The sequence below is a fragment of the Stutzerimonas stutzeri genome (assembly GCF_002890915.1).
In the GTDB taxonomy this organism is placed as follows: domain Bacteria; phylum Pseudomonadota; class Gammaproteobacteria; order Pseudomonadales; family Pseudomonadaceae; genus Stutzerimonas; species Stutzerimonas stutzeri_AF.
On record NZ_POUT01000008.1, the window covers coordinates 1 to 16,615 of the forward strand.

A 16,615-nucleotide genomic window follows, 5' to 3' on the forward strand; every position below is an offset into this window, starting at 1 on the left:
TCGTATAACTGAACAGCTCGTTTTGTTTGAGGTCGAGTCCACGCATCGGCTTGGGCTGGCTTCGGCAGAAGAGGATGGCCGCCATTTTGCCAGAGCCACGCGGGCTCTGGCTTTTTTCAACGGCCTGCTAGAGCGGCCAGACCCAGAGGATGGTCGGGATCGCGCAGAGCACCACCAGGATCGACAGCGGCAGGCCCATGCGCCAGTAGTCGCCGAAGCGATAGCCGCCCGGCGCCATCACCAGCGTGTTGGACTGGTGGCCGATGGGGGTGAGGAAGGCGCAGGAGGCGCCGATGGCCACGACCATCAGGAACGGGTCCGCCGATGCGTCCATGCCATGGGCCAGGCTGATCGCGACTGGTGCCGCGAGTACCGCCGCCGCGGCGTTGTTGATCACGTTGGAAATCAGCATCACCGCGGTCATCAGCAGCGCCAGTGTCGCCGCCGGGGGCAGGGCCTGGCCCAGTTGCAGCAGGGCATCGGCGATCAGTTGCGAACCGCCGGTGCTTTCCAGCGCCTGGCCCACCGGCAGCATGGCGGCCACCAGCACGATCACCGGCATGTCGATGCTCTTGTAGATGCCACCCAGCGGAATCAGGCCGACGAGGATCATCACCAGCGCACCGCCCACCAGCGCCGTCGCGGCCGGCACCAGGCCGAAGGCGATCAGCGCCAGGGTGATGGCGAAGATGCTACTGGCCAGCAACACCTTGCGCGGGGTGGTGATGCTCAGCCCGCGGGAGGCCAGCGGCAGGCAGCCAAGCTCGTTCAGCGCCGCCTGCAAGGTGTCTTCGCCGCCCTGTAGCAGGAGGATGTCGCCGGCGGCGAAGCGGATCTTGCCGAGCCGCTGGCGCAGGCGCTGGCCTTGGCGGGCGACCGCGAGGACGTTCACGCCGTGGCGCTCGCGCAGGTCGAGGCCGGTGGCAGTGGTGCCCACCAGTCGCGAACCGGGGCTGACGATGGCCTCGGCAAGCTTCAGCTCGCCGTGCCGGCTCCTGGGCGTCTTCTCGGCCTTGTCGTCCGGCGCGGCCTCTCCGGGTCGCTCCCGCCCGGTCTCGTCCGCGGCTGGCGCCTTCTGTTCCTCGTGCTCGTCGACATTGGCCGCCAGCTCCACGCCGGTCACGTCGAGCAGCGCCTTGAGGCTGTCGGAATCGGCCTCCACCAGCAGGATGTCGTCTTCGCGCAGGACCTCGTAGGTGGACGGCAGGCGTTGGCGCTGCTCGCCGCGCACCAGGGCGATGACCTGGACATCGGCTTCGTCCTTCACCGCGCCGATCAGCGCGTGCAGCGTGCGGCCGGCATACTTGCACCCCCCCGGCACGCGCACTTCGGTCAGGTAGGCGCTGATCTCGAACAGCTCGCCGGCACTGTCCCGCTGCTGCCGTCCGGGCACCAGGCGCCAGCCGATCAGCGCGATGAACGACACGCCGGCGATGGTTATCGCGGCGCCCGCCGGGAGGAACGCGAACATGCCGAACGGTGCCTCGCCGGTCTGCGCGCGGTAGCCGGCGATGATCAGGTTCGGCGGTGTGCCGATCAGCGTCAGGGTGCCGCCGAGCAGCGAACCGAAGGCCAGCGGCATCAGCAGGAAGGAGGGCGGCAAGCCGCTCTGGCGCGACATCCAGATCGCCACCGGCATGAACAGCGCCAAGGCGCCGACGTTGTTCATGAAGCCCGAACTCAGGGCGACGATCCCGGTGAGCGTGGCCACCTGCAGCCACGGCCGGTCGCCCACCCGCATCAGCCGCCGTGCCACCGAGTCCACCACGCCGGCATTGAGCAGGCCGCGGCTGAGCACCAGTACCGCCGCCACCGAGATGACCGCCGGGTGGCCGAGCCCGGCGAATACCGCATCGGCCGGCACCAGCCCGCTGAGCGCGACCACCAGCAGCGCGCCGAGGGCGACCAGGTCATAGCGCCAGCGGTTCCAGACGAACAGCACGAGCGTCGCCGCCAGCACCCCGAATACGATCAACTGCTCGCCGCTCATGGCTTTCACTCCGGTCTGCCCGGCCCGCAACCGGGGTACAGGCCGAACCTTAAGGCAGCCGCCGGCCGGCCTCAACGCCTGGCGCGGCGGGACGGCGGCCGCGTTTCATGAACAGACCGTTTTCGTCGCTGCACGTGCGACTCGCGCTGTACCGGCAACTCGCCGCACGAGTGTTCTGGAAAAAAACACGCCCACCGGGCAAGGTGGCGGGACAATAACGCGAAGGCCTGCCACCCATGCCCGAACATCTCGTCCTGCACTGCCGCGATGGTTATCCGCTGGCCGCCCAGCTCTGGCGCCCGGCCGCGCAGGAGCGCGGCGCCGTCATCATCAGCAGCGCCACCGGCGTGCTGTCGCGCTACTACGCCCGCTACGCCGCCTTCCTCGCCGAACACGGCTATGCCGTGCTGACCTACGACTACCGCGGCATCGGCGGCTCGCGTCCGGCGCGGCTGCGCGAACTGAAGATGCGCTGGCGCGACTGGGGCGATTACGACTTCGATGCCGTTGTCCGCTGGATGCGCCAGCGCGACCCGCAGGGCCTGCTGGTGGCGGTGGGGCACAGTGTCGGCGGCTTCATGCCGGGCTTCGCCGAGGCGGCGCCGCAGGTCGACCGCTATCTCAACGTCGCCGGCCAGTACGCCTACTGGCGCGACTATGCCGCCGCACAGCGCTTGCGCATGCTCGGCAAATGGCACCTGTTCATGCCCGCCGTGACACGCTTGTACGGCTACTTCCCCGGCAGCCGGCTCGGCTGGCTGGAAGACCTGCCGGCCGGCGTCGCGCTGGAATGGGCCGGGCGCCGCGAACGGCTGGAGCACAGCTACCCTGCCCATGAGCGCGACGAATTGCTCCGGCGCTTCGCCGCGATCCGTGCGCCGATCCTGGCGGTGAGCACCAGCGACGACGCGTTCGCCACCCCGGCGGCCATGCGCCGCGGGCTGGGCTACTACCGCAACAGCCTGCGCCAGCGGGTGCAACTCAGCCCGGCCGAGCTGGGCTTCGAGCATGTCGGTCATTTCGACCTGTTCCACGACCGCCACCGCCAAGGCTTCTGGCGCTCGACCCTGGACTGGATCGGCGAAGGCCGCAGCCCCTGGGCGCCGGCCGAAATCGCCGAGCCGGGCATGCCGATGGGCGCGGGAGCGTGCTGAAAGCAGACGCGGCCATTCCCTTCGTCGTGGCGCCGGGCTATAAGCCTGGCCCATGAACAAGAGCGCCATTCGCCAGCAGATCATCGCCACCCTCGAAGCCGACCGCCAGGTCGCCCAAGCTGCCCTGGCCGCCTCGCACGAGGCGGCGACCCATGCCGAGAGCAAGGCCGAGAACAAGTACGACACCCGCGGGCTGGAAGCCGCCTACCTGGCCGACGGCCAGCGGCGGCGCCTGCACGAGATCGAGACGGCGCTCGCCGCCTACCGCAACCTGCCGTCCGGCGCTTGTCCCGATGGGGGCGCCCGGGTCGGCGCGCTGCTCTGCCTGGAACACGACGGCAAAATGCGCTGGTTCTTCCTCGGCCCCGACGCGGCCGGACTCAAGCTGCAGCACGAGGGCCGCGAGATCCTCGTCATCTCGCCCCGCTCGCCCCTCGGCCAGGCGCTGCTGGGGCGCGAGGTGGGCGATGAGGTGGAAATCCGGGTGAACGGCCAACTGCAGTGCTTTGCGGTGCTCGACGTGGAGTGAGCGCCGGGCAGGGCACCGAGCGCAGCGAAGCCCAACGGCGAGGCACCAGGCCACGCATGCGTCACGCCACCGGGTTTTCGAGGGGGCGGCGTTCACCTGGCTCCGGCGTGATGTTGGGCTTCGGCGCTCCGCGCCTCAACCGCAACCTACTGGAGTTCACCTTGGCCCTTGGGAACAGCATCCGACGCAACGCTCACTCCGCCGCCCGCGGTTTCCTCGTGCGCCGGCCGTTGGTCTTGCGCGTGCCACTGCGTTTCTTCTTCCACGGCTTGCCGCCGCGCCCGGCCGGGACGGGCGGGCCGCTGATGGTCAGGCGCAGGCCGGCGCAGCGTTCGACCAGCTTGCTCATCCAGGCCGACTGCTTGGCGACGAATTCCTCCAGCGGCATCTCGCCGTTCTGCACCATGTCCAGCGCCTGCTCCCAGATCGCCGTGGTGCCGGGGTCGGCGATCGGCCGTGGTACGGCGTCGATCAGGCCGAAGGCGGCCGGAGTGGCCGCCAGCGCCTTGCCCTGCTTGACCAGGTAGCCGCGCTCGAGCAGGCCCTGGATGATGCCGGCGCGGGTCGCCTCGGTGCCGATGCCGGTGGTGTCCTTGAGCTTCTGCTTGAGACGCGGGTCGTCCACCAGCTTGGCGACGTTCTTCATCGCCTTGATCAGGTCGCCTTCGGTGAAGGGCTTGGGCGGCTGGGTCCAGAGGTCCTTGAGGAGCAGGTCCCGGACCGCGCATTCCTGTCCCTCGCGTAGTGTCGGCAGGCTCTGTGGTGTGGGCGCTTCGCGGCCGTTGCGGGGTGCGGCGAGCGCCTCGGGCAGCGCGCGCTTCCAGCCCGGTTCGACGATGCGCTTGCCTACCGCGCGCAACGCCTGGCCGGCGCAGTCGAAGTCGGCCTGGGTGCGGTCGTATTCGTGGTTGGGCAGGAACTGCGCCAGGTAGCGCGCGCGGATCAGTGTGTAGACCGCGCGCGGCTTGCCCGCCAGGCGTTCGAAGGCCCGGGTCGCGGCAGTCGGGATGATGCCATGGTGGGCGCCGACCCGGGCGTCGTTCCAGGCGCGGGATCGGCGCCCGGTATCCAGGTGTTCGAGCAGGGCGTTCAGCGCCGGATCGGCCTGCGCCAGCGCCGCGACGATCGCCGGTGCCTCGCCGTGCTGGCTTGCCGGCAGGTAGCCGCAATCGCTGCGCGGGTAGGTGATCAGCTTGTGCGTCTCGTAGAGCGCCTGGGCGATGTCGAGGGTTTCCTGGGCGCCGAGGCCGAGCTTCTTCGAGCAGACTTCCTGCAGCGTGCCGAGATCGAAGGGTAGCGGCGCTGCCTCGCGCTGGCGCTCGGTCTTCAGCTTCACCAGCCGGGCGCTGGCCGCCTGGCGCATGGCCTCGGCCGCTTCTTGCGCACGGGCCTGCTGGAGGCAGCGGCCCTGGTCGTCGCAATGCTCGTCCGGCGCGTGCCACTGCGCGGTGAAGGGGACGCCGTCGGCCAGCAGCGTGACGTCGATGGCCCAGTAGGGCAGCGGGACGAAGTCGGCGATGCTGCGGTCGCGGTCCACCACCAGGCGCAGGGTGGGCGTCTGCACGCGGCCCACCGGCAGCACGCCCTGGTAGCCGGACTGGCGGCCGAGCAGGGTGAACAGCCGGCTCATGTTCATGCCGATCAGCCAGTCGGCGCGCGAGCGGCCGAGCGCGGCGTGGTAGAGGTTGAAGGTCTCGGCGCCGGGCTTGAGCGCCGCCAGCGCCTTGCGGATCGACGCATCGTCCAGCGCCGACAGCCACAGCCGGTGGATCGGCCCGCGGTAGCGGCAATGCTCGACCAGCTCGCGGGCGATCATCTCGCCTTCGCGGTCGGCGTCGGTGGCGATCACCAGCTCGCGACATTCGCCGAGCAGGCGCTTGACCGCCTTGAACTGGCTGGCGGTCTTCGGCTTGACCCGCATCTTCCAGCGCTCCGGCACGATCGGCAGGTCGGCCAGCACCCAGCGCTTGTAGCGCGGGTCATAGGCGTCCGGCGGGGCGGTCTCCAGCAAGTGGCCGATGCACCAGGTTACCGTTACCCCGGCGCCCTGCAGGCAGCCGTCGCCACGCCGGTTGGCGCCGAGCACCCTGGCGATGTCCTTGGCCTGGGAAGGTTTCTCACAGAGGAAGAGCCGCATGCTTGCCGTCGTTCGTTTCGCGATGGCGCAAAGCATGTGCACAAATCTGCGTCCAGGCAACGATTATATGTATATCCATACAGATAATTTGGCCGGGCCGGCGAAACTTGAGCGTGATCAAGTCCGTGCCGGAGCGCATTGCCTAGGCTGTCGCTATCGAAAAACCGGCCCGGGGCACGGCAATGGCCAAGAAGTTTCCACTCAACCCCCCACATCCCGAGCGCGTCTGCTGGGGCTGCGATCGCTACTGCCCGGCGACCTCGCTGGCCTGCGGCAATGGTGCCGACCGCACCATGCACCCGGCGGAGATGTTCGGCGAGGACTGGTACCTGGACGGCTCCGGGGAAATCGAGCCGGAGCTGATCGCCAAGTCCCGGGGCGAGCCGTCGTGATGGTGCCACCCACGGCGCTGCACGGCTTTTCGTAGGGTGATGCTCCGTTCGGCTGCTGATCGCCGGCAAGCTGGTTCCTGCAAGGGCAAGGTGCACACTCCTGTAGGAGCGAGCCATGCTCGCGAACGCAGGCGTTGCGGAACATCGCAGGCAGAGCCCGATGCGAGGTGCCGGCGATGCGCCGTCTGGCCCCGGATCGCCGGAAGCCGGCTCCTGCAAGGTGAGGTTTTTCCCTAGTCGCGGTCGGCGAAACGCTGCACCACCACACTGCCAATGATGTCGCCCTCGACGTTGACCGCCGTGCGCACGGTATCCAGCAAGCGGTCGATCGGCAGCAGGATCGCCACCGCCTCGGCCGGCAGGCCGACCGCCTGCAACACCATCACCATGGTCACCATGCCGGCGCTGGGAATGCCCGGTGCGCCGGTGGATGCGATCATCGCGGTGAAGAACACCACCGCCTGTTGCGCCAGGCTCAGCTCGATACCCATCAGATTGGCGACGAACAGCGCTGCTGCCGCTTCGTAGAGTGCGGTGCCGTCCATGTTCATGGTCGCGCCCAGCGGCAGCACGAAGCCGGCGATGCCGGGGCGCACCTTGAGGTTGTCCTCCGCGCAGCGCAGGGAGATCGGCAACGTCGCCGCGCTGGAGCTGGTGGCGAACGCCGTGATCAGCGCCTCGCGGGTGCCGCGGAAGAACCACAGCGGCGATCTGCCGGTCGTGAGAAAGAGAATGCCTGGCAGCACCACGATGCCGTGGAACAGCGTGGTAGCGAACACCAGCACGATAAAGCCGCCCACCGCACTGAGCAGCGCCACATCCTGCTCGGCCACCAGCTTGATCAGCAGGGCGAGGATGCCCAGCGGCGCCAGGCGCATGATCCAGCCAATGATGCGCATCATCAGCTCGAGAAATTCCTGCAGCACCACGAGGATATTACGGTAGCGGTCGCCGCCGGCCACCAGGGCGATGCCGATGAACATGGCGAACACCACGACGGCCAGGATGCTGCCATTGGCCAGCGCGGCGAAGGGATTCTGGAACAGGTTGGCGAAGAAGTGCAGGAAGAACTCGGGCAGCGTCAGCTGGCGCGCCGCGAAGTCGTTCATTGCCTCGGCGAACAGGTCCAGCGACAGCCCCGCGCCGGGCTTGAACAGGTTCGCCGCGACCAGCGCCACCAGCATCGCCGCACTGGTGGTGAGGGTGAAGTAGACCAGCGCGCCGCCCCACACCCGATGCACCTGGTGATGCGCCTGCAGGTTGGCCACACCGACGACGATGGAGGTGAAGATCAGCGGAATCAGCACCATTTTCAGCAGGCCGATGAAGATGCTGCCAAGCAGGGTGCTGGCGTAGAGCACGCCTTCGCGCACGGGCGCATCGGCCGGCAGCGTGCCGGTCAGCCAGCCGATGGCCACACCCAGGCAGGCCGCGATGAGAATCTGCAGGTTCAGGCTGGGCAAGGCGGGGGCTCCTCGGGTCGATGGCGGTGACGTCAAGCAAGAGAATAGAAAGGTGCGGCGAAAGTTCGCAGCAGCACGGCAGCATCATACAGGCCGAGCCGCCCGGCAGAAGCCGTCTCCTGGCGCTGGCCGGTAGCAGACAAACGCCGGCCGGCGGGTTTTCATGGTCGGGCTGGGACAAGAGAGGCAAGCGAACATGAGCGATCAGGACATCGAGCGGCGCATCGCCCGCGACATCGCCAAATGGCAGCGCGGCGTGCGCGACAAGGGCGAGCCGCTGCAGATCGACGAGGGCTGGCTGCATACCCCGCAGGGGTTGCGGTTGCCGTTCAGCGTGCTGAAGAGTGCCGGCGTGCCGCCGCGCGAGGTGGAACTGCTGGCCCGGCGCGCCGCCTTGCGTGAGCAGCTCGAGGCCTGCAGCGATGCGCAGCAGCGCGAGCGCCTGATGCACGAGCTGAGCGAGCTGGAGCAGAACATCGCCTTTCGCCTGGAGGCGCTGCAGCGCCTGGGGACAGGCAGGCCATAGGGTGGGTTGCCGAAAGCCGAAAGCTTGAAAAGCATCGCTCCGGGGGCGGGGCCACACGAACAGCCAGTGCACGCCGTTCCCCTGTGGGAGGCGCGACCCCGCGGCGATGCAGGCCGCAGGACTGCCTGAAGCCGATTGGGTGTATCGTCTGGGGCGTATTTCTTTCAAGGAGAACAGCATTGACTACAGCACGAATCGGTTTCTTGCCGGCGCTGCTCATCGCCGCGGCGGTGGCCTTCGCCGGCTGGTCGGTGGGGCAGGGCGTGGAACGGTTCCGCATGGGCGTCGCGCGATGTGGCGCTGCGCTTCAACGGCCAGGGGCAGGTGCTGGTCAAGTCCGAGCGCGTCGATGCCGTGGCCAAGGCGGCCAGTGCAGTCGATCCGCTGATCCAGGCCGGCGTGCAGCTGGATACCGAGGTCAATGGCTTCGCCGGGCCGCGCTATCAGCTGCGTGGGTTCAACGAGCTCAAGCCGCAGCTGCTCGAGGCCGCCACCGGCAACGCCCGTGAGCAGGCGACGCGCTTCGCCGAGGATGCCGGCGCCACGCTGGGGCGCTTGAAGAATGCCAACCAGGGGGTGATTCGGGTGATCGATGACGATGGCAGCGATATGGACAGTGGGCGGACCATCGGGAAGCGGTTGCGGGTGGTGAGTACGTTTGAGTACACCCTGGATTGAGAACGGGCTGAGCGCTGGGTGTCATTGCCGGCCTTCGTTCCTCGCTCGGCGTCCTGCCTCGCGTCCCCTTGCGCGCCGACCCTCGGAGCAGCGATGGGATGAGGGAAGTCTCGCGTAGCGAGACCCGGATGGCAGGGGCAAGACTTTTGGTTCATCGCGCTTTCTTGGGGAAGCAAGGATTGACACCGGACTGGCAAGTTTGGGTGTTGCTGCCATTTGGTTTGGGCTTGCGCCTTGGTGATCAGGGCGCTTACCGAGTGTGCTGACGCTTCTGGTTTCGGCCCCCCCGGCCGAGTCACTTTCTTGTTGCTTGCCCAACAAGAAAGTAACCAAAGAAGAAGGGCACCCGACATCCGGGTCTGTCCGCTACGCGGCCAGACTTCCCTCCTTCCGGTGCCGCTCCGGGGGCCGTCACGATGGGACGTCCCTGTCCCATCGCTCCTCGCTCGGCATCCATGCCTCGCGTCCCCCTGCGCGACACCTCCACTCGGCCTCCTGACGGGGGAATGGAGTCCGAGCCGTCTGAAAGGTCGTTGATGTTTGCCTTGAGCTTTTTTTTTGCACGAACCATCAGGCGACGCTCAACGCCCCTTCAGGAGGGTGAGCGGAATCGTTGCGTAGGGGGTTGAGCGGCATGGACGCCGCGAGAGACGCGAAGGGACAGGGACGTCCCTTCGCGGCGTGCCCCTGGAGCGGCGATGGAGAGAACGGACCCGGAGCGAAGCGCAGGGCCGGATGCAGGGGCAAGCGTTTTTGCTTACTTTTTTCGCGACTGAAAAAAGTGAGTCGCCCAGCAGGGCGAAACCAATCTCTCAAGCAACTCGTTAATCGCCAATGAAGGCAAAACTTTCATTCAGCACACCCAAACTTGCCAGTCCGGTGTCAAGCAGCCTGTCCCCATGAAATGCGAAGAACCTTTTTTTGGTTCCTTTTGGCGGGGCCGGTCATCCGGGCGACTACCAAAAGGAACTCGCCCAGCAGGGCGAAACCAAGCTCTCAAGCAACTCGCCAACTGGCCTGGTTCCGCGTAGCCAACCGGCCCGAAAAAAACTCAATGCCCCGGCTGCCAGGGCTGCCCCAGCGACACCGGCGCGTACAACCGCGTGCGGATCGCATCCCGCGACAGCAGCACCAGCACCAGAATGGTCGCCACATACGGCAGCATCGCCAGCAGGTTGCCGGGGATCGCCAGGCCGAGACCCTGGGCCACCAGGTGGAGGATGCTGGCCAGGCCGAACAGGTAGGCGCCGAGCAGGACGCGGCTCACCCGCCAGCTGGCGAACACCACCAGGGCCAGCGCGATCCAGCCACGGCCGGCGGTCATGTTTTCCGCCCACATCGGCGTGTACGCCAGCGACATGTAGCCGCCGGCAAGCCCGGCCATGGCGCCACCGAACATCACCGCCAGGGTGCGCACGCGCAGCACCGGCAGGCCCATGGCGCTGGCGGCGCTGGGGTTTTCGCCGACGGCCTGGATGATCAGGCCGATGCGGCTTTTCAGCAGCACCCAGGCCACCAGGGCGAACAGTGCGAAGGACAGGTACACCAGCAGATCCTGAGCGAACAGCATGCGGCCGATCACGGGGATCTCGCTGAGCAGCGGAATGGCGATCGGCTCGAAACCGGCCAGCGGCTTGCCGACCCAGCTGGCACCGACGAAGGACGACAGGCCGACGCCGAAGATGGTCAGCGCCAGGCCGGTGGCGACCTGATTGGCGTTGAAGCCCAGCGCCACCATGGCGAACAGCAGCGAGAGCAGCACGCCGGCCAGGCAGGCGAACAGCACGCCGAGCCAGAGGTTGCCGCTGGCGAAGGCGACGATGAAGCCGATCACCGCGCCGAACAGCATCATGCCCTCCTGGCCGAGGTTGAGTACGCCGGTTTTCTCGCACACCAGCTCGCCGAGGGCGACCAGCAGCAGCGGCGTACCGGTGCGGATCATGGCGTAGAAGATATTGGTCAGCAGATCCATGTCCATCGGTCAGGCCTCGAACTTCAAGCGGCAGGCAGCGGGTGAAAAGGGAAGTAGCGCAGCGCGGACGATCATGTGGCCGGCTCCTCTTTGGCGCTGACGAGCTGGGGCTTGCGTGCCCACAGCTTCAGGCGCGGGCGGTAGAGGATCAGCACGTCGCAGGCGAGCAGGAAGAACAGCACCATGCCCTGGAACAGCTGGGTGATGGACTGCGGCAGGTTGGCCGCCATCTGCGCGTTCTCGCCGCCGAGGTAGAGCAGCGCCATCAGCAGGCTGGCGAAGACGATGCCGATGGGGTTGAGACGGCCGAGGAAGGCCACGGTGATCGCCGCGTAGCCGTAGCCCGGCGATACCTGCGGCACCAGCTGGCCGATCGGCCCGGTGACTTCGGCGACACCGGCCAGACCGGCCAGGCCGCCGCTGATCAGCAGGGCGATCCACACCAGCTTCTTGTCGCGGAAACCGACAAAGCCGGCGGCGCGCCTGTCCAGGCCGAGCACTTTGATCTGGAAGCCGAGAAAGCTCTTCTGCAGCAGCACCCAGACCACCACCAGCGCCAGCAGGGCGAAGTAGAAGCCGGCATGCACCCGCAGCCCTTCGATCAGCTCGGGCAGCCGGGTGGCGTCGCCGAACATCGCCGACTCGGGGAAGTTGAAGCCTTCCGGGTCTTTCAGCGGGCCGTGCACGGCAAACAGCAGCAGGTTCAGCGCGATGTAGTTGAGCATGATGCTGGTGAGGATCTCGTTGGCGTTGAAGGCCGTCTTCAGCCAGGCGCAGAGTCCGGCCCAGGCAGCGCCGCCCAGCGTGCCGAGCAGCAGCGTCAGCACCAGCGCCCAGCGCGAGTCCCAGTCGATGATGTTGACCGCCAGCGCGCTGCCGGCCAGGGCACCGATGAGCAGCTGGCCTTCGGCGCCGATATTCCAGATGCGTGCGTTGTAGACCACCGCCAGACCCAGCGCGCAGAGCAGGATCGGCAGCGCCTTGACCAGCAGTTCGGAGACGCCGTAGAGATCGCCGAGCGGGTCGACCAGCAGCACCTTGAGGGTTTCCAGTGGTGGATGGCCGAGCAGGGCGAACAGCAGCGCGCCGCTCAGCAGCGTCAGCAGCGCGGCCAGCAGCGGGGAGCACCAGAGCATGGCCCGTGAAGCCTCGCCACGGGGTTGCAGGGATAACAGCATGATGGGTTCTCGTCAGGCGGCAGAGGTGGAAACGGGGGCGTCGCTGGTGTCGAACTGGCCGGCCATCCAGCGGCCGACTTCGACCGGACAGGTGCTGGCGGTGGCGCGCTGTGGCGACAGCCGGCCGTCGCTCAGGGCGGCGATGCGGTCGCTGATCTGGAACAGCTCCTCCAGGTCTTCGGAGACCACCAGAATCGCCGCGCCGGCATCGCGCAGTTCGATCAGCGCGCGATGAATCGCCGCCGCCGCGCCGACATCCACGCCCCAGGTCGGGTGCGCGGCGATCAGGAGTTTCGGCTGCTGCAGGATCTCGCGCCCGAGGATGAATTTCTGCAGGTTGCCACCGGACAGACTTGCCGCCGGGGTCTGTGCGTCCGGTGTCTTCACGGCGAAACGCTGAATGACCTGCTCGGCGAAGGCGCGCACCTTGCCGCGGCGGATCAGGCCGCGCTCGACCATGCCGGTCTGCTGGAAGGCAGTGAGCAGGCCGTTGTCGGCCAGGCTCATGCTCGGCACCGCGCCGTGACCGAGGCGTTCGGCCGGCACGAAGGCCATGCCGTGGCGACGGCGGGCGTCGGGGCGCAGGTGGGCGACATCGTCACCGAGAAAACGAATGCGCATGGCCTGTGCGGCCGGCAGGCGCTGTTCGCCACTGAGCAGGGCGAGCAGTTCGTCCTGGCCGTTGCCGGCGACCCCGGCGATGCCGACGATCTCGCCGGCGCGTACCTCCAGGTCCACCTCTTCGAGGGACACGCCGAACGGATCGGCGTTGTGCCAGGACAGCCGCTCCACGCGCAGGAACGGCGCGCGGCCCTCGCTCTTCGGGTATTCGGCTTCCAGCCCCTCGGCATCGCCGACCATCAGCCGCGCCAGTTCCAGGTCCGAGCATTCGGCGGGGATGCATTCACCGGACACGCGACCGGCGCGCAGCACCGTGGCGCTCTGGCACAGCGCGCGCACTTCATTGAGCTTGTGGCTGATGAACAGGATGCTGCAGCCCTCGGCCGCCAGCCGGCGCAGGGTGACGAAGAGCTCGTCGGCCTCCTGCGGGGTGAGCACCGAGGTCGGTTCGTCGAGAATCAGCAGGCGGATGTCCTGCATCAGGCAGCGGACGATCTCTACCCGCTGGCGCTCGCCGATGGACAGGCTGTGCACCAGCCGTTGCGGCTCCAGCGGCATGCCGTAGCGCTGCGAGACCTCGCGGATCTTCGGCTCCAGCTGCTTCGGCGTACCGGCCTTGGCGCCCAGCGCCAGGGCGATGTTCTCCGCCACCGAGAGCGTCTCGAACAGCGAGAAGTGCTGGAACACCATGCCGATGCCGCGTTCGCGGGCCTGGGCCGGGTCGCGCATGGTCACCCGTTCGCCCTGCCAGTGGATCGCGCCGGCGTCCGGCTGGGTGACGCCGTAGATGATCTTCATCAGGGTGCTCTTGCCGGCGCCGTTCTCGCCGAGCAGGGCGTGGATCTCGCCCGGCTGGATCGACAGGTCGATACGGTCATTGGCCAGGCAGCCTGGGTACTGTTTGGTGATGCCGCAGAGCTGGAGGCGCGCGGTCTGGGATTCGGGCATGGAGGCATCCGCTGGGTTCTTCATGGCCAGGGCTGTAGCAAAAAGCTGGCCAGGTAGTCAGGAAATTGATCGTGGCGCAGGGCGCCGCGGGTCAGCCCGGCAAGCGGTTTACCGGATGAGGGTAGCCGGTGCGTCGCTTTGGTGCTCGCGGCGCCGGATGGCGGGAGCGCGTGCACCCGTTCTGGGCGCCTGGGGCCGTTGGTAGCGAATGGTCGCGCCGGCTCTGCGAGACGGCGCACGGGCTGCTAAGCTGTCGGCCCTCCCTGCAACCTGACGGATCGAGCCATGAACCAGCCAGCTGTCGCCGCCGAGACGATCGCCCAGCGCGCCGCGCTGGCGCGCCTGATCGATGGCCTCGTCCGCGAGGACGGCATGCATCCCACCGCCATCGACGATCTCTTCCTGATCCGCTGCAGCGCGCCGAGCGATCTGGTGCACGGGCTGCACAAGCCGGCGCTGTGCATCATCGTGCAGGGCAGCAAGGAAGTGCGCCTGGGCGACGAACTCTACACCTACGATGCGCTGCACTATCTGGTGGTCTCGGTCACCGTGCCGGTGGCCGGTCGCGTGCTGGAGGCCTCGTCCGGCGAGCCGTACCTCTGTATCCGCCTGGATATCGACCCGGCGATGGTCGCCACCCTGGTGGCCGAAAGCGCGCCGTTGAGCCAGCCCGTGGAAGGGGCTGCACGCGGGGTCTATCTGGACCGCATCGATGCGCCGTTGCTCGACGCCACGCTGCGCCTGGTGCGGCTCTTGGCCAGCCCGCAGGACATCCCTGTGCTGGCACCGCTGGCCATGCGCGAGATCTTCTACCGCCTGCTCTGCGGTCGCCAGGGGCGGCACCTGCACGAGATCGCGGTGCGCGACAGCCAGGGCCATCGCGTCACCCGCGCGATCGAATGGCTGAACCGCAATTACGTCGAGCCGCTGCGCATCGAGGAACTGGCGCAGCGGGTCAACCTCAGCAGCTCGACGCTGCATCACCGTTTCAAGGCGCTTACCGCCATGAGCCCGCTGCAGTACCAGAAGCAGCTGCGCCTGCAGGAGGCGCGGCGGCTGCTGATCGCCGAGGGGCTCGATGTGTCCAGCGCCGGCTACCGGGTCGGCTACGAAAGCCCCTCGCAGTTCAGCCGCGAGTACAGCCGGCTGTTCGGCGCCTCGCCGGTGAAGGATCTTGCGCGGCTGCGCAGCACGGCTTAACTCAGCGTGGCGCCGGGTCCGGCACCTCGCGCAATGCCTGGGCGGCATCGATGGCGCGGGGAAAGCCGGCCGTCACGGTGGTCAGGTAGACCACCTCCTTCAGCTCCGCACGGCTGACGCCCAGGCGCAGCGCGTAGCCGGCGTGGATCTTCATGTAGGGCAGATTGCCCTGGGCGGCGAAGGCGGCGACCGCGGCCAGCTGGCGGGTGCGGTCATCCAGCTCGCTGCGTCCCCAGACATCGCCCAGCGCATAGCCGGTGATCCCCTCGGCGAGAAACGGATAGTCCTCGCGCAGTGCCTCGAGCACCGGTTGCCCGGCACCGCCGGACAGGTGCTCGATGACCGCCATGCCACGCTCGTGGCGCTCGTTGCCGGCGGCTTCCAGCGAGGCGAGGGTAAGCGAGCCGAACACGGCCAGGTACGCAGCGGCCAGGGTGTTGCTGGTATGAAGGCTCATGGCGGCGTCCTCAGTAGGGGCTGGCGGTGGGACGCACCACCAGCTCGCTGACGTCGACATCGGCCGGCTGGTCGATGGCATAGGCGATGGCGCGGGCGATGGCGTCGGCCGGAATGGCGATGCGGCGGAAGTCGTCCATGGCCGAGCGGGCGGTGTCATCGGAAATGCTCTCGGCCAGTTCCGATTCGGTGACGCCGGGCGAAACCAGGGTCACGCGAATATCGCCGCCGACCTCCTGACGCAGGCCCTCGGAGATGGCGCGCACCGCGTACTTGGTGGCGCAGTACACCGCCGCGGTCGGGCTCACCGCGTAGGCGCCGATGGAGGCGATGTTGACGAACTGGCCGGCGCGCTGGCGCTGCATCAGCGGCAGGCCGGCGGCGATGCCGTGCAGCACGCCACGGATGTTCACGTCGATCATGCGGTTCCACTCGTCGACCTTCAGCGCATCCAGCGGCGAAAGCGGCATCACCCCGGCGTTGTTGATGATCACGTCGACGCGGCCGAAGCGCTGTTCGGCGAAGTCGACGAAGGCCTGGGTGTCCTCGCGGCTGGTCACGTCCAGCGCGCGGCAGGCGGCGACGCCACCGCGTTCGCCGATCTCGGCGACCAGCTTTTCCAGCCGTTCGAGACGCCGCGCGCCCAGCACGACGGTTGCGCCCTGGGCCGCCAGCAGGCGGGCCGTGGCATCACCGATGCCGCTGCTGGCGCCGGTGATGAGTACGATTTTGCCGGTGATGTTCGACATGGGTTTGTCCTTCGCAGGTGGGTTCGGGCGACGTCGGTGACGCCGTGGTTCGAATACTGCGATGGCGGACGATGCCGGCGTTATGGCGATCCTGCCGGGCGCTTGCCTGATTCTGGCGCTGCCTACCAGATGCCTTCGTGCAGGGCGGCCGCCTCGTCCTCCAGCAGCGGGCCGAGCACCTCGACCTTGCGCTGGCCGGCGTCGAAGACGATGCGGCACGGCAAATCCAGCGTCGGGTTTTCCGGATGGTTGCCGGTGAGGTCCTTCAGGCTGCGCTCGGAAAGGCCGTAGACCACGCGCCCAAGACCGGCCCAGTAGGCGGCGCCGGCGCACATGGCGCAGGGTTCGGCAGAGGTGTACATGGTGCAGCGCGAGAGGAATTCCGGCGTGTAGCGGGTCGAGGCTCGGGTCATCAGCACCCGCTCGGCATGGCCGGTCATGTCGTGGTCGGGCATGTAGGCGTTGCCCTGTTCCAGCAGCACCTCCCCGTCCGGCCCGACCAGGATGGCGCCGAACGGATGGGTGCCGTTTTCCAGCGCGCGGCGGGCGACGTCGAAGCTTTTGCGCAGCAGGGCGAGATCGTCGAGAGGCATGGCGTTATCCAGACTGAGATGAAGAGGTG

Annotated in this window: 15 protein-coding genes; 6 read left to right on the forward strand and 9 right to left on the reverse strand. The window is 67.8% G+C overall.

From position 1 onward, the window contains the following. Positions 1 to 127 precede the first annotated feature (127 nt). Positions 128 to 1,990 carry an SLC13 family permease gene (locus CXK94_RS14335; protein WP_102894861.1) on the reverse strand — a complete coding sequence of 621 codons (1,863 nt, stop codon included), beginning with the start codon at positions 1,988 to 1,990 and terminating at the stop codon, positions 128 to 130. Between the two features lie 236 nt (positions 1,991 to 2,226). Here CXK94_RS14335 and CXK94_RS14340 point away from each other — a divergent pair, with 236 nt between their 5' ends. Both CXK94_RS14340 and CXK94_RS14345 read left to right on the forward strand, forming a co-directional pair. After that, positions 2,227 to 3,144, forward strand: a complete 918-nt coding sequence (locus CXK94_RS14340) for an alpha/beta fold hydrolase (protein ID WP_102894862.1) — start codon at positions 2,227 to 2,229, stop codon at positions 3,142 to 3,144. Between the two features lie 52 nt (positions 3,145 to 3,196). Beyond that, the gene (locus CXK94_RS14345) at positions 3,197 to 3,673 is read left to right on the forward strand and encodes a GreA/GreB family elongation factor (RefSeq protein WP_102894863.1); all 477 of its coding nucleotides are present in this window, start codon (positions 3,197 to 3,199) and stop codon (positions 3,671 to 3,673) included. A gap of 193 nt (positions 3,674 to 3,866) precedes the next feature. Here CXK94_RS14345 and CXK94_RS14350 read toward each other — a convergent pair whose 3' ends face one another. Further along, a complete protein-coding gene (locus CXK94_RS14350; RefSeq protein ID WP_102894864.1) occupies positions 3,867 to 5,810 on the reverse strand; it encodes a DNA topoisomerase III in 1,944 nt (647 codons plus the stop codon). 182 nt (positions 5,811 to 5,992) lie between these two features. Between CXK94_RS14350 and CXK94_RS14355 the strand changes: the two genes are divergently transcribed. Continuing rightward, positions 5,993 to 6,202, forward strand: a complete 210-nt coding sequence (locus CXK94_RS14355) for a DUF3079 domain-containing protein (protein ID WP_037043709.1) — start codon at positions 5,993 to 5,995, stop codon at positions 6,200 to 6,202. Between the two features lie 233 nt (positions 6,203 to 6,435). Here CXK94_RS14355 and CXK94_RS14360 read toward each other — a convergent pair whose 3' ends face one another. Then, positions 6,436 to 7,665, reverse strand: a complete 1,230-nt coding sequence (locus CXK94_RS14360) for a dicarboxylate/amino acid:cation symporter (protein ID WP_102894865.1) — start codon at positions 7,663 to 7,665, stop codon at positions 6,436 to 6,438. Positions 7,666 to 7,861: 196 nt separating this feature from the next. Between CXK94_RS14360 and CXK94_RS14370 the strand changes: the two genes are divergently transcribed. Continuing rightward, complete coding sequence (locus CXK94_RS14370; RefSeq protein ID WP_102894866.1) at positions 7,862 to 8,191, forward strand: hypothetical protein; 330 nt, start codon at positions 7,862 to 7,864, stop codon at positions 8,189 to 8,191. A gap of 294 nt (positions 8,192 to 8,485) precedes the next feature. Continuing rightward, positions 8,486 to 8,869: an SIMPL domain-containing protein gene (locus CXK94_RS14375; RefSeq protein WP_256046311.1), complete on the forward strand. Its 384-nt coding sequence runs from the start codon at positions 8,486 to 8,488 to the stop codon at positions 8,867 to 8,869. A 1,051-nt stretch (positions 8,870 to 9,920) separates the two neighbouring features. Here the strand turns inward: CXK94_RS14375 and CXK94_RS14380 are convergent. The 3 genes from CXK94_RS14380 to CXK94_RS14390 form a co-directional block, all read right to left on the reverse strand. Beyond that, complete coding sequence (locus tag CXK94_RS14380; RefSeq protein WP_102894867.1) at positions 9,921 to 10,847, reverse strand: ABC transporter permease; 927 nt, start codon at positions 10,845 to 10,847, stop codon at positions 9,921 to 9,923. A gap of 65 nt (positions 10,848 to 10,912) precedes the next feature. After that, positions 10,913 to 12,019 (reverse strand): ABC transporter permease, encoded by a 1,107-nt coding sequence (locus tag CXK94_RS14385; RefSeq protein ID WP_014597323.1) that lies wholly within the window; start codon positions 12,017 to 12,019, stop codon positions 10,913 to 10,915. 12 nt (positions 12,020 to 12,031) lie between these two features. Continuing rightward, positions 12,032 to 13,588 (reverse strand): ABC transporter ATP-binding protein, encoded by a 1,557-nt coding sequence (locus tag CXK94_RS14390; protein WP_102894868.1) that lies wholly within the window; start codon positions 13,586 to 13,588, stop codon positions 12,032 to 12,034. Between the two features lie 285 nt (positions 13,589 to 13,873). Between CXK94_RS14390 and CXK94_RS14395 the strand changes: the two genes are divergently transcribed. Then, positions 13,874 to 14,788 carry an AraC family transcriptional regulator gene (locus CXK94_RS14395; protein ID WP_102894869.1) on the forward strand — a complete coding sequence of 305 codons (915 nt, stop codon included), beginning with the start codon at positions 13,874 to 13,876 and terminating at the stop codon, positions 14,786 to 14,788. 1 nt (position 14,789) lies between these two features. On the opposite strand, the gene CXK94_RS14400 is transcribed toward CXK94_RS14395, so the two are convergent. The 3 genes from CXK94_RS14400 to CXK94_RS14410 form a co-directional block, all read right to left on the reverse strand. Next, positions 14,790 to 15,245 carry a carboxymuconolactone decarboxylase family protein gene (locus CXK94_RS14400; RefSeq protein ID WP_102894870.1) on the reverse strand — a complete coding sequence of 152 codons (456 nt, stop codon included), beginning with the start codon at positions 15,243 to 15,245 and terminating at the stop codon, positions 14,790 to 14,792. A 10-nt stretch (positions 15,246 to 15,255) separates the two neighbouring features. Continuing rightward, complete coding sequence (locus CXK94_RS14405) at positions 15,256 to 15,993, reverse strand: SDR family oxidoreductase (RefSeq protein ID WP_102894871.1); 738 nt, start codon at positions 15,991 to 15,993, stop codon at positions 15,256 to 15,258. A 122-nt stretch (positions 15,994 to 16,115) separates the two neighbouring features. Beyond that, the gene (locus CXK94_RS14410; RefSeq protein WP_102894872.1) at positions 16,116 to 16,586 is read right to left on the reverse strand and encodes a nucleoside deaminase; all 471 of its coding nucleotides are present in this window, start codon (positions 16,584 to 16,586) and stop codon (positions 16,116 to 16,118) included. Between the last annotated feature and the right edge of the window lie 29 nt (positions 16,587 to 16,615).

Coding starts and splice junctions, on each gene's coding strand:
- CXK94_RS14395 (WP_102894869.1), top strand. CDS start 13,874: ATGAACCAGCCAGCTGTCGCCGCCGAGACGATCGCCCAGCGCGCCGCG.
- CXK94_RS14370 (WP_102894866.1), top strand. CDS start 7,862: ATGAGCGATCAGGACATCGAGCGGCGCATCGCCCGCGACATCGCCAAA.
- CXK94_RS14350 (WP_102894864.1), bottom strand. CDS start 5,810: ATGCGGCTCTTCCTCTGTGAGAAACCTTCCCAGGCCAAGGACATCGCC.
- CXK94_RS14405 (WP_102894871.1), bottom strand. CDS start 15,993: ATGTCGAACATCACCGGCAAAATCGTACTCATCACCGGCGCCAGCAGC.
- CXK94_RS14345 (WP_102894863.1), top strand. CDS start 3,197: ATGAACAAGAGCGCCATTCGCCAGCAGATCATCGCCACCCTCGAAGCC.
- CXK94_RS14335 (WP_102894861.1), bottom strand. CDS start 1,990: ATGAGCGGCGAGCAGTTGATCGTATTCGGGGTGCTGGCGGCGACGCTC.
- CXK94_RS14390 (WP_102894868.1), bottom strand. CDS start 13,588: ATGCCCGAATCCCAGACCGCGCGCCTCCAGCTCTGCGGCATCACCAAA.
- CXK94_RS14400 (WP_102894870.1), bottom strand. CDS start 15,245: ATGAGCCTTCATACCAGCAACACCCTGGCCGCTGCGTACCTGGCCGTG.
- CXK94_RS14410 (WP_102894872.1), bottom strand. CDS start 16,586: ATGCCTCTCGACGATCTCGCCCTGCTGCGCAAAAGCTTCGACGTCGCC.
- CXK94_RS14380 (WP_102894867.1), bottom strand. CDS start 10,847: ATGGACATGGATCTGCTGACCAATATCTTCTACGCCATGATCCGCACC.
- CXK94_RS14385 (WP_014597323.1), bottom strand. CDS start 12,019: ATGCTGTTATCCCTGCAACCCCGTGGCGAGGCTTCACGGGCCATGCTC.
- CXK94_RS14340 (WP_102894862.1), top strand. CDS start 2,227: ATGCCCGAACATCTCGTCCTGCACTGCCGCGATGGTTATCCGCTGGCC.
- CXK94_RS14355 (WP_037043709.1), top strand. CDS start 5,993: ATGGCCAAGAAGTTTCCACTCAACCCCCCACATCCCGAGCGCGTCTGC.